At 64.6% G+C, this 11,516-nt stretch carries 12 protein-coding genes and 2 pseudogenes; 3 read left to right on the top strand and 11 right to left on the bottom strand.

Annotated elements, in window-relative coordinates:
• Positions 1–810, bottom strand: coding sequence for a type 1 glutamine amidotransferase domain-containing protein (locus tag IFE19_RS13125; RefSeq protein ID WP_207823007.1), 810 nt, complete (start codon positions 808–810; stop codon positions 1–3).
• 95 nt (positions 811–905) lie between these two features.
• Between IFE19_RS13125 and IFE19_RS13120 the strand changes: the two genes are divergently transcribed.
• Both IFE19_RS13120 and IFE19_RS13115 read left to right on the top strand, forming a co-directional pair.
• Positions 906–1,784 carry a LysR family transcriptional regulator gene (locus IFE19_RS13120; protein ID WP_207823005.1) on the top strand — a complete coding sequence of 293 codons (879 nt, stop codon included), beginning with the start codon at positions 906–908 and terminating at the stop codon, positions 1,782–1,784.
• Between the two features lie 380 nt (positions 1,785–2,164).
• Positions 2,165–3,352, top strand: a pseudogene (locus IFE19_RS13115) (IS3 family transposase).
• Between the two features lie 345 nt (positions 3,353–3,697).
• Here IFE19_RS13115 and IFE19_RS13110 read toward each other — a convergent pair.
• From IFE19_RS13110 to IFE19_RS13100, 3 genes are all read right to left on the bottom strand, one after another.
• Positions 3,698–3,898, bottom strand: a complete 201-nt coding sequence (locus IFE19_RS13110; RefSeq protein WP_207823004.1) for a hypothetical protein — start codon at positions 3,896–3,898, stop codon at positions 3,698–3,700.
• 135 nt (positions 3,899–4,033) lie between these two features.
• Positions 4,034–4,246, bottom strand: a complete 213-nt coding sequence (locus IFE19_RS13105; RefSeq protein WP_207823002.1) for a hypothetical protein — start codon at positions 4,244–4,246, stop codon at positions 4,034–4,036.
• Positions 4,247–4,353: 107 nt separating this feature from the next.
• Positions 4,354–4,701 (bottom strand): DUF1493 family protein, encoded by a 348-nt coding sequence (locus tag IFE19_RS13100; RefSeq protein ID WP_207823000.1) that lies wholly within the window; start codon positions 4,699–4,701, stop codon positions 4,354–4,356.
• Between the two features lie 173 nt (positions 4,702–4,874).
• On the opposite strand from IFE19_RS13100, the pseudogene IFE19_RS17670 reads away from it, so the two are divergent.
• Positions 4,875–5,063 (top strand): annotated as a pseudogene (locus tag IFE19_RS17670) (IS110 family transposase); the annotation flags it as partial.
• Here the strand turns inward: IFE19_RS17670 and IFE19_RS13095 are convergent.
• The 7 genes from IFE19_RS13095 to IFE19_RS13065 form a co-directional block, all read right to left on the bottom strand.
• Positions 5,051–5,281, bottom strand: coding sequence for a hypothetical protein (locus IFE19_RS13095; protein ID WP_207822998.1), 231 nt, complete (start codon positions 5,279–5,281; stop codon positions 5,051–5,053). The pseudogene IFE19_RS17670 and the gene IFE19_RS13095 sit on opposite strands and share 13 nt — an antisense overlap.
• An 85-nt stretch (positions 5,282–5,366) precedes the next feature.
• Positions 5,367–5,705, bottom strand: coding sequence for a monovalent cation/H(+) antiporter subunit G (gene mnhG, locus IFE19_RS13090; RefSeq protein WP_207822997.1), 339 nt, complete (start codon positions 5,703–5,705; stop codon positions 5,367–5,369).
• A complete protein-coding gene (locus tag IFE19_RS13085) occupies positions 5,702–5,986 on the bottom strand; it encodes a K+/H+ antiporter subunit F (RefSeq protein ID WP_225910276.1) in 285 nt (94 codons plus the stop codon). Before IFE19_RS13085 ends, mnhG begins: the two co-directional genes overlap by 4 nt.
• Positions 5,983–6,474 carry a Na+/H+ antiporter subunit E gene (locus tag IFE19_RS13080; RefSeq protein WP_207822995.1) on the bottom strand — a complete coding sequence of 164 codons (492 nt, stop codon included), beginning with the start codon at positions 6,472–6,474 and terminating at the stop codon, positions 5,983–5,985. Before IFE19_RS13080 ends, IFE19_RS13085 begins: the two co-directional genes overlap by 4 nt.
• The gene (locus tag IFE19_RS13075) at positions 6,471–8,066 is read right to left on the bottom strand and encodes a monovalent cation/H+ antiporter subunit D (RefSeq protein WP_207822992.1); all 1,596 of its coding nucleotides are present in this window, start codon (positions 8,064–8,066) and stop codon (positions 6,471–6,473) included. Before IFE19_RS13075 ends, IFE19_RS13080 begins: the two co-directional genes overlap by 4 nt.
• Positions 8,063–8,407, bottom strand: a complete 345-nt coding sequence (locus IFE19_RS13070) for a Na+/H+ antiporter subunit C (protein WP_207822990.1) — start codon at positions 8,405–8,407, stop codon at positions 8,063–8,065. Before IFE19_RS13070 ends, IFE19_RS13075 begins: the two co-directional genes overlap by 4 nt.
• The gene (locus IFE19_RS13065; RefSeq protein ID WP_207822988.1) at positions 8,407–11,322 is read right to left on the bottom strand and encodes a monovalent cation/H+ antiporter subunit A; all 2,916 of its coding nucleotides are present in this window, start codon (positions 11,320–11,322) and stop codon (positions 8,407–8,409) included. The genes IFE19_RS13070 and IFE19_RS13065 overlap by 1 nt, the downstream gene beginning before the upstream one ends.
• Between the last annotated feature and the right edge of the window lie 194 nt (positions 11,323–11,516).

Below are 11,516 nucleotides of genomic sequence, written 5' to 3'. Positions count from 1 at the left end.
TCAGGCGTTCTTGTCCTTGAGGGCTTCCATCACGAGCTCCGCGGTGCGGGTTGCGCTGGCGGGGTTCTGGCCGGTCACCAGATTGCCGTCGCGCAAAGCGAATGGGGCGAAATCGGGGCCGCTCTCGTGCTTGCCGCCAAGTTCCTTGAGACGCGTTTCGAGCAGGAACGGCACCGCCTGATCGAGGCCGACCGCGCGTTCCTCGCTGTCGGTGAAGCCCGCGACACGGCGGCCTGCGACGAAGGGCGTGCCATCGGCCTTCGCCGCCGAGACCAGCCCAGCCGGTCCATGGCAGACGGCGGCGACGATCTTGCCTTCGCGATCGAAGCGTTCGACCAGGCGCGCCAACTCTTCGCTACCGGGGTAATCAAACATGGTGCCGTGGCCGCCCGGCATGAACAGCGCGTCGTAGCCGGCGGGATCGATGCTGGTGAACACCGGCGTACCGGCAACCTCGGCCTTCAGGGCCTCGTCCTTCAGATAGCGCTCGACCGAAGCGTCGTTCTCGCCGTCGGCGTTGACGCTGCGCTGGTCGACGGGGATGGCGCCGCCCTTGATCGAGGCCAGCGTCACCTCGGCGCCCGCATCGCGGAACGCGTAGTACGGGGTGGTAAGTTCCTCGAGCCAGACACCCGTCGGTTCGGTGCCGGGAGTCATGCGGTCGGCGGAGGTGGCCACCATGAGAATGCGGGTCATCGTCAATTGTCCTTTTCCATTGATGTCGGGGACACGAGCAAACGCAACCAGCGCAGCCGCACCCGCCACAAAGACAGCGGTGAGAGCTTTCAGCAGCTGGCGGCGATTTTGCATTCGATCGTTCCTTCGGCGGCTTAGATACGCAGGGAACGGCATCATGAAATCCAGCGGGAATGGCGGACGGCCATAAATCCGCTTATGGAACCGGAATGTCCCTCCTGCAGTTGCGCACCTTTGTCGAAGTCTATCGCCGTCGTTCACTGAGCGAGGCGGCCCGGGCAATCGGCATCACCCAACCGGCGGCGTCGCAGCACATCGCATCGCTCGAGGCGCAACTGGGCCGTCCCTTGTTCGATCGCCATTCGCGCGGCGTCCGACCGACAGCGATCGCCGACGATCTCGCTGCTTCAATCGGAAGCAGCCTCGACACGGCGGAATCGGCACTGGCCAGCGCGCGGGCCCGTTCGTCCCGCATCTCGGGCACGGTCCACATCGCCGCGCCGTCGGACCTGCTGGGCGAAATGATCACGCCCCGACTGGCTCCGCTGCTGGAAGCAGGGCTGGACCTGCGGCTGCATATCGGCGGGCGCGAGGCGCTTTATGCCATGCTCCTCGAAGACAAGGTGCACCTGGCCGTCACCGCCTCGCAACCCGAAGATCCGCGGTTGGCCTTCCATGCGCTGGGCGAAGAGCACCTGCGCGCCGTAGCCTCGCCCGCCGTGGCCATGCGGATTGCCGAATTGCCGCTTGCCGACGGGCTCAACCGGACGGCCCACCTCGCCTACGACCTCGACCGGCCGCTGCTGCGAACCTGGCTCCATGCAAACCAGCTCGAGCTGACGAGCCAGCCCGCGTTGACCGCGCCCGATTTGAGAGTATTGCGATCGGGATTGTGCGCGGGTCTCGGCTGGACGGTGATGCCCGGCTATCTCACCCGCAGCGAACGCGCTGCCTGCACGCTGATCGAGATACCCGCCCCGGTCACGGTGCCGCGCAACGCTTACTACCTCGTCTGGGCACGCTCATCGCTGCGACACCCGCGCGTGGCCATGGCTCGGGACGCCCTGATTGCTGCACTCCGAACATAATGGTGGCCACACCTGTTGGGCCGTGAGCGCAATGTCGGGTCTGAACCAGTTGAGCGCTGGCGGAACGAAGGGCGGCTTTCGGGATCGTCGGCTACAAGGCCGAACGGCCGGATGTGGGGCGCAAAGCGGTCATTTCGGTTGCGCAGGCTATGGCCTCCCTGCTCGAGCATTTATGCCTTTGGTCGACTCGTCATGCGGGTCTCGAATTCCAGGAACCTTGCGGAGAATCCGGGCTTGGATCGTCTTCGCAAAGCCCTTTTGTTTTGATGGAAAATTGCTGCTCGCCCCGAGCTTGCAGCTGGGGGCATCGCCAGTTTGACGTGCCCCTGAGAATTTCCTCCACGCGGAGCTAGAGCCCGGCCCTTGAAAGGACGGACGGAATGAAACGAGCGAGATTCACGGAAGAGCAGATCATTGGGATCCTGCGGGAGAACGAGGCCGGGCGCCAAAGCGGGCGAGCTGGCGCGCAAGCACGGCGTGTCGGAGGGCACGATCTACGCCTGGAAAGCCAAGTTCGGCGGGATGAGCGTGTCGGACGCCCAGCGCCTCCGGGCCCTGGAAGATGAAAACGGAAAGCTGAAGCGCCTGCTGGCCGACGCCATGCTCGACAAGGCGGCGCTGAACGATCTGCTCTCAAAAAAGTGGTAGGGCCCGCTACGATGCGCCAGGCCGTCGCCCACCTGAAGGCGACGTTCGGCGTCAGCGAACGGCGGGCCTGCTCTATCATCAAGGCCGACCGCAAATCGGTGCGCTATCGATCTTGCCGTCAGCCGGACACGGCGCTGCGGGAGCGGCTGCGCGCCCTGGCTGTGGAGCGGCGACGGTTCGGCTATCGCCGGCTGTTCGTGCTGCTGCGACGTGAGGGCGAGCTTTCGGGCAAGAACCGGATCTACCGGCTCTATCGAGAGGAAGGCCTGACGGTGCGAAAGCGCCGCTCGCGCCGCCGCGCCATCGGCACGCGGGCGCCGATCCTGATCGAGGCCAGGCCGAACGCCCGATGGTCGCTGGACTTTGTGCACGATCAGTTCGCCACGGGCCGCCGTTTCCGCATTCTCAATGTGGTCGACGACGTCACCCGCGAGTGCCTGGCGGCGATCCCCGACACCTCGATCTCGGGGCGCCGCGTCGCACGCGAACTGACAGCGCTGATCGCTCGGCGGGGCCGTCCCGCCATGATCGTCAGCGACAACGGCACGGAGTTCACGTCCACGGCCATCCTGGCCTGGGCGCAGGACCATGGCGTCGACTGGCACTACATCGCGTCGAGCAAGCCCACCCAGAACGGGTTTGTGGAATCTTTCAACGGGCGGATGCGTGACGAACTGCTCAACGAAAGCCTGTTCTTCGGCCTCGGCCATGCTCGACAGAAGGTCGCTGCCTGGGCGCTGGATTACAACACCTGCCGGCCGCACTCATCGATCGGCTACCTGACACCGGAGGCTTTTGCAGCCAGTCTGACCGCAACAGGCCGACTCGCTGCGCAGTATGAAAGCTGCGCGGCCCGGCCTGTTGCTCACCCTACGCTGCGAGGCGTAACTAACCCAAGGACTCTGGTCGCCGCTGGATGAAAACTCAGGGGCACGTCAGCCCGGTTTCTACACTGAGCTCAGCGTGGACAGGGCGTTGCCGCCCGCCGTGGTCACCGTCAGCCCAGGGGGATGGGTTCGCTCCGAAGTGGGGCCGAACGCCTACCCCTTGGAGTTCATACTCTATGTCAAAGGCGGCTACGCAGAGATGATCGAAGCCTAGAGCTATTTCGATGGCTGCGGTGACATCGACCTTTTGACCGCATCATTTACCGCGCCCAGAGCCTTCGATCCTCCGAACGCCGAGGTCAGCTAAGGTTCGTGAACCGAAGTTCGCTTAAGGGGGGTTAGCAGACTCAGGGGGTGAAAAGCCCGTCGATCAGGCCTTCAATCAGCTCCCTCGGCAGTCAGTTCATAATCGGGATCGAAGCCCCTCGCCAACTCTTCTGAGCGCCTCTCGCACAGTCTCAGCTCATTGGCATCAAGCGCGAAACTCGGTCGTTGAAGTGTAACTTCGATACGCTCCGGGACGCGCAACCGTTCGAGGATGGCTTGTTGGGCTGCGGTTGGGGTGAAGTTGGCGGACATGCACCCGTCTTTGCGGCCAAGGCCAGTGTCCGCAATGGGTCCGTTTGCGAAATAGACACCCAGCCTGGAACCGGACATTGACCTTGCGGCCGACAAGCCGACCTTCGGAGCTTCGGCTAGGGGTGGAAGACGGACTCAGGCCCGGTCTGCGATCTCTTTGTCTACGTCAGCAACCCGCGCTTCCAGCTTCGCCAAATAGGGGGTGCCAAACTGCACCATCTTCTCAGGCGTGTAGCCCCGGATCGCGATCCGGTATCTCTCCACCTCGTCAGCAAGCGCCACGCGTAATCGCTCAAGCTCATTGAGGCAGAGAGTGGTACGTCGCTCATATGCTGTGGTGCTGTGCATGCCGATCATTGTCGGCATATGCTCGAAGTCCGCAACGGGTCGGTTGCGGTCATGGGCTTCGGCGCCGAAAGCGGACGTCGGCCGCCGTAGACGTCCGCTAAGGGTGGCTAGCGGGCGCTCCACGAACCAGCCTGAATTGCCTCAATCAAGCTGGCTACAGTCAGGCTGCGATACGTCCGTTTACCTTGCCAATCTCGGAAATCGCGAACGATATTGAAACCGGGATCATACCCCTCGCCCGGTGCGTAGCGCCGCAGGTCCATACCGGTGAAATCGGTCCCGTAAGGCGCTCTTATCCCATCGATGGCATCAGCCAAATCTTCGCCTGAGAGACCAAGATCGTAGTATAGCTCGGTCGCCTCGGTGACAGCCTCTGCCGCGGACATAGTCACACGGCGCAACACGCCAATGACGTGTTCAAGAATGACTTCCCGGGCCAGTTCGCTCTTGGGCATGGGCGGAGGAGAGCATGTCCTGGTGATGTCCGCCATGGGTCGAAAGCGGACCTTCACAGGCCAACCTCTAAGAGTCCGATTCCAGGCGCGTCGCCAATGTCTGCTTCTGATGCTGTGGACGGCTCTCCAACCCACCGGCGGCGTTAGACCTCCGGCAGAGCTGGAGGAGAGCCATGGGACAGGTAGCCACGATTGGTTTGGACATCGCGAAGTCGGTTTTTCAGGTGCACGGCGTCGATGCAGAGGGCGGTGTCGTCGTTCGACAGAAGCTGACGCGAGCACGGCTGCTGAAATTTTTCGAAAAGCTATCTCCCTGTCTGGTCGGGATTGAAGCCTGCGGAACAGCTCATCACTGGGCCCGTGGGGAGAGATTCACCTCTGGACCCTCTTGGGGATGATCTCTCAAACCGTCATCGTCCAGTTCATCGAGTTCTGCGGCTTCAACGAAGACGACGGTCTCGCCCGGTTGCAAATGGCTCTCGACGGTATTTCGTGCGTCATCCGCACTCATGGCTTGAGTACGGATTATTCGCGAGGAGCCATCGTCCGCGCCGAGGGTCACTTCAAAAACCGTCGCCATGACGACTCCGTTCCTAGTGGGATGGTGATCTGCAACGCTTCGGGTTGGCTGTCGTTGCGCTTCCATCGATCTATCGCCCTGAAGCCTATTCTGGCGGTGCATCCTCATCGCCCTCGACGCGGTCACGATAGACGGCGGCGCGAGCCAGCAGGATCAGCGTTACAGGCGTCGTAACGGTCAGGAATATCCCGATCAGCAGGTCCTGCAGGGCCAGGCGACCCTCGGCCAGGGACCAGAACATCACCGAGGCCACGACGATCAGGGCCATGCCCAGGGTGGCGCCCAGGGTCGGGGCATGGACCCGCTCATAAAAGCGTCTCAGCACGACAAGGCCGATGGAGCCGGTAAGCGCAAGGAGGCTGCCGAAAACCGTAACGGCGACGATGGTCGAGGCCGCCCAAAGCGGCAATTCAGACGGGGTCATTCGATCACCTCCCCACGCATCAGGAACTTGGCCAGGGCGACGGTCGCGGTGAAGCCCAGCATGCCGATGATCAGGGCCGCCTCGAAATAGAGGCCGACGCCGCTACGCATCCCCTGAACCAGGATCAGCAACATGGCGTTTAGATAGAGGGTGTCGAGGCCCAGGACGCGGTCTTGCGCGCGGGGGCCGCGCATCATGCGCCATGCGGCCAGCAGCATGGCCAGCAACAGCATGGTCTGGGCCACGCCCAACCCCCAGTAGAGAACGGCGGAGGCGGTCACGGGAAGATATCCATCAGCAGGCGTTCGTATCGGCCCTTGATCAGGTCGATCCAGTCCTGTTCCTCGACCAGATCGAGAACATGCAGGAGCAGACGGCCCGACAGCCGGTCATACTGGACCCATAGGGTGCCCGGCGTGCTGGTCACGATGATGGCGAGCACGGCCAGGCCGTATCGGTTACGCAGATCCAGCGGAACATGGATGAAGCCGGATACGCGTTCGCGTTTGCGCCGCCCCAGAATAATCGTGCCCACGGCGTAGTTGGACCGCAGGACATCGACAGCGACGTAGCTGGCCAGTCGCATAACGGTGCCCGGCGAGCGGACGCCGGACCGGTCAGGCTCAAGCCGTCGCATGACCTGGGGGATCGCCAGGGCTGCCATGATGGCGACAAGCACGTCGCCCGCCGAGACTGACCCGCTCAGCAGCAGCCAGGTGGCGAAGAGACCCAAGGTCAGCAAGGGGTGGGGCAGGAGGGCGCGGATCATTCTGCGTCTCCCAGCACGGCGCTGATATAGGAATTGGGCGTGGCCAGCCATTCGCCGGTCTTCTCGGCATAGGTAAGGCTGGCGGCGGCGCCGGCGCTCAGCCACAAGCAGCACAGGACCAGGCCGCCGATGGCCAGGAACTCGGGACTGCGAACCTTGGGCGCGACGGCGTCCTCGCGCCAGAAACCCGCCACGCCGAACCGCGTCAGGGCGATCAGGGCGGCGAAACTGGACAGGGTCAGCGCGCCGATCAGGACCCAGCTGGCGGTCGACATCGCGCCGTCGCCCGCCAACAGCGCGACGAAGATGCTCAGCTTGCCGGCGAAGCCCGCCAGCGGCGGCAGGCTGACGGTCACCAGGGCGGCCAGGATGAAGGCCCCGCCGAGGAAGGCGGTCGACGCAGGCATGACGCGCCCGACTTCATGCACGTCGTCGGCGGCGAAAGGGTCGTCATACTCATCGTCGAAGACCGCATCCTGCGGCGACGCAGCCACGTCCTCGCCCCTCGCCAGAATCTCGGCGATAAGAAACAGGGTCCCCGCCGCAAGTGTGGAGGCCGCCATGTAGAAAAGCGCGCCGCCAACCGCTTCGGGCACGGTGGTTCCGGCGATGGCCAGAACCGTGCCGGACGAGACCATGACGGCATAGCCGGCGGCCCCTTCCAGGCGTCGGGCCGCGACCATGCCGGCAGCGCCGAAGATAACCGTGGCCACGCCCGCCGCGAGCAGCCAGGTATTGCCAAACCCTTCTGAGGCCCCTGCGTCGGTCCCAAACAACAGGGTGGCAAGGCGCAGGATGACATAGACCCCGACCTTGCTGAGGATGGCGAAGACCGCTGCGACCGGGGCGCTGGCGGCGGCATAGGCGCCCGGCAGCCAGAAGCCGAGCGGCCAAGCCGCTGCCTTGACCAGGAAGGCAACCCCCAGGATGGCGCAGCCGACGTGGAACAGGGCGCGGTCATGGTCGGGGATGGTCGCGACCTTGCTGGCGATGTCAGCCATGTTGAGCGCGCCGGTCACCCCGTAGATCAGGCTGACCCCGATAAGGAAGAACAGCGAAGCGGTCAGGTTGATGGCGACATAGCCCAGTCCGGCCCGAACCCGTTTCTCGCCCGACCCGTGCAGCAACAGGCCGTAAGAGGCGGCCAGCATGACTTCGAAGAAGACGAAGAGGTTGAACAGGTCGCCCGTTAGGACGGCGCCGTTCACGCCCATGACCAGCAACAGAAAGAGGGCGTGGAAACGCGGACCCGCCCGGTCCCAACGGGCATAGGAGAAAAGCAGGCCGCCAGCCGCCAGCGTCGCTGTCAGGGCCAGCATCAGCGCCGAAAGCCGATCCGCCACCAGGGTGATGCCGAAAGGCGCCGACCAGGCTCCGAGGTTGTAGATACGTGCCGTGTCGTCGCCTGCCGGTCCGCCGCTCGCCGCTTCGTGCAGCAGGAGGTAGGCCACGCCGACCAGGGTGATCAGGCACAGCAGGCTGACCAGGGCCTTTAGACCATAGCGCTGCTCCTTGAGCAGCAGCATGGCTGCCGCCGCGATTAGCGGGAGCACCACAGGTACGACGATGAGATGGTCAAGCCAGTCGGTCATTCGCCCGGCTCCCGTCCGTCGATATGGTCGCTGCCGGTGATGCCTCGGCTGGTCAGCAGCACCACCAGGAACAGAGCGGTCAGGGCGAAGCTGATGACGATGGCGGTCAGGACTAGGGCTTGGGGCACAGGGTCGGCATAGGCGGCGGGATCAACCGGACCATTGCCTTTAAGCACGGGAGGGGCGCCCGCGCGCAGACGGCCCATGGCGAAGATGAACAGGTTGACGGCATAGCCGAGCAGGGAGAGGCCGATGATGACCTGGAAGGTGCGAGGTCGCAGCAGCAGCCAGACGCCGGCGGCGGTCAGCACTCCGATCCCGAGAGCGAGAACCATTTCCATTAGACGGTCTCCTCTTCAGTGGTCGCGGTCGTGACCGCCCGCGACTTGCGCAGGGACTGGTGCGCGATGGCGACGAGCATCAGGACGGTCGCGCCGACCACCAGCAGGGCGACGCCTGCATCGAACACGACCGCCGACGCCAGAGGCGTCTTGCCGATCAGCGGCAAGTCCACATAGCGGAACCAGGACGTCAGCAGCGAATAGCCGAAAAGCCATGAGGCGACCCCCGACAGGCCGGCGATCAGCAGCCCGCCGCCGATCCAGACCAAGGGGAGGATCTCCAGCCGCTCTTCGACCCAGCGAGCGCCTGAGGCCATATATTGCAGGATGAAGGCGATCGACAGGGTCACGCCCGCCGCGAAGCCGCCGCCGGGCAGGTCGTGTCCGCGCAGGAAGAGATGCAGCGCCAGCAGGACGATGAAGGGAAACAGCCAGCGCATGACCACGCGTGGGATCAGCATGGTCTCGGACAGGGTGTCGCCCAGCTTGCGGTCTTCCCGTCGGTCGTCGCTGTCGTCCTGAATGCGCTTCTGCTCGGTCTGGCCGAGGCTGTCGGACGCGGGGCGAAAGCGCCGTAGCAGGGCCCAGATCGTCAGACCGACAATGCCCAGGACCGTGATCTCGCCCAGGGTGTCGAAGGCGCGGAAATCGACCAGAAGGACGTTCACGACATTGCGACCGCCCGCCTCCGAATAGGCATGGTCAAGGAAGTAACGGGCGAGCGGCGACGCCGAGGGCCGCGTCATGACGGCGAAGGCTGTCAGGGCCATTCCGGCGCCGGCCAGGATGGCGATGGCCAGGTCGCTGGCGCGCCGCCGCCTAGCCTTGGCCTCCTGTTCGGGGGAGCCCAGACCGGGCAAGCGTTTCGGCAGCCAGCGCAGGCCGATCAACAGCAGGACCGTGGTGACGACCTCGACCAGCATCTGGGTCGTGGCCAGATCGGGCGCCGAGAACCAGACGAAGGTCATGCAACTGACCAGACCGGCGCCGCCGACCAGAACCACAGCGGCCAGCCGGTGATACTTGGCCTGCCAGGCTGCGGCGACTGCGCAGGACGCCCCAATGATCCAGAGCAGGGTGAAGCCCAGACTGGGACGCTGGATGGTCACCCCGGCTTCGTTGAAGCCCAGTCCCGCCAGACCGCTCGCCAGGACCGCGGCCAGCATACAGGTCAGGATAATCGCGCGCAGGCGCGCCTGCTGGCGGCTGGCGCCGAAGCGACTGACAATCCATTCCGCCGACTGCTTGAAGGTCCGCATGACGCGGTCATAGGCGCGTGCGCCGTTGAAACGGCCAACCAGCCACGGCCGCTTGCTGGCGTTGATGCGGGGACCCAGCAGCTTGTAGAGCGTCACGCCGCCGATCAGCGCAATCATGCTCATGAGCAGCGGCAGGTTGAAGCCATGCCACAGGGCGAGGCTGTAGTAGGGGACGTCATCGCCCAGCACCGAGCGCACGGCGACGGCCAGGACCGGGCCGATGGTGATGGCCGGCAAGACGCCGACGATGATGCACAGGCCGACCAGGACCTCGATGGGAAAGCGCATCCAGCGCGGGGGCTCATGGGGCTCTTTGGGCAGATCGACGGGCGGCGGACCAAAGAAGGTCTGGTGGATGAAGCGCACCGAATAGAGCACGCTCAGCAGGCTGGCGACCGTGGCCAGAAGGGGCAGGGCCAGGTTCAGGTGGCGCCCGCCGGTATGGGCGACCGCCTCGGCCAGGAACATCTCCTTGGATAGAAAGCCGTTCAGCAAGGGCACCCCCGCCATGGCGGCGGCCGCGACGATGGCGAGCGCCGCCGTAACCGGCATCGATCGCCTGAGGCCGCTCAGCTTGCGCATGTCGCGCGTGCCCGTCTCGTGGTCGATGACCCCGGCGGCCATGAAGAGCGAGGCCTTGAATGTGGCGTGGTTCACGGTGTGAAAGATGGCCGCCACCGCCGCAAGCGGACTGCCCAGCCCCAGAAGCAGGGTGATCAGGCCCAGATGGCTGATGGTGGAATAGGCCAGCAAGCCTTTGAGATCATTCTGGAAGACGGCGCTCCATGCGCCGAACAACAAGGTCGCCATCCCCGCCGTGCTGACGATGACATACCAGGCGTCGGTCCCCGCCAGCACCGGCCACAGGCGGATCATCACAAAGACGCCCGCCTTCACCATCGTCGCCGAATGCAGATAGGCGCTGACCGGGGTCGGGGCCGCCATCGCGCGCGGCAGCCAGAAATGGAAGGGGAACTGCGCGCTCTTGGTCAGGGCGCCAGCCAGCATCAGAAGCAGGGCGGTCAGATACCAGGGGCTATTCTTGATGACCTCGCCGGACGCCAGCACGACATCCAGGTCGAAACTCCCGACGATGCGGCCCAGCACAACGACCCCGGCCAGCAGGCACAGACCACCCGCCGCCGTGACCGTCAGCGCCATCCGCGCCCCGTCGCGCGCCGCCGCGCTATGGTGCCAGTAGCCGATCAGAAGGAAGGAAAAGAGGCTGGTCAGCTCCCAGAAGACGGCCAACTGGATCAGGTCGCCAGCCATGACCATGCCCGTCATCGCGCCCATGAAGGCCAGCAGGAAGGCGAAGAAGCGCGGAACCGGGTCGTCGGCCGACATATAGTAGCGGGCATAGAGCACGACGAGGGCTCCGATGCCCTGGACCATGATCGCGAAGAGCCAGGCCAGCCCGTCCAGCCGCAGGGTGAAGTTGACGCCGAGCGTCGGGAGCCATGGTGTCGACCAGCGTACGGGTTCACCGCTGGCGACCGCCGGGAACAGGGCCACCAGACAGAGCAGACCCGCCAAAGAGGTTAACCAGGCCAGAGCTGCTGCGGCGTTCCGGGCGCGTGACGGCAGAAAAAGAGCCATCATGGCCGCCGCGAAGGGGGCCCCGAACGGAACAAGCAACAACAGGGCGTGAGGCATGCGTGAGGGAGGTCCTAGCTTTGGCGGTGCTTCATGCAACCCTAGAGATCGGATGGTCTGAGAACCATAGGATCGTCTGCGGCCATTGACCCCACAAGCATCGCCTTTCCGTCAGGCGATATCGCGCAGTTCTGGGCTCGTCTGTTGCGGCAAGGGTTTCGCGCCCCCGGCCGCGCTCCTGCCTGCCCTCGAGC

This window comes from Brevundimonas pondensis, assembly GCF_017487345.1.
Taxonomy (GTDB): domain Bacteria; phylum Pseudomonadota; class Alphaproteobacteria; order Caulobacterales; family Caulobacteraceae; genus Brevundimonas; species Brevundimonas pondensis.
Note: the sequence above shows the minus strand (reverse complement) of the source record. Positions and strands in the feature narration are given on the sequence as shown.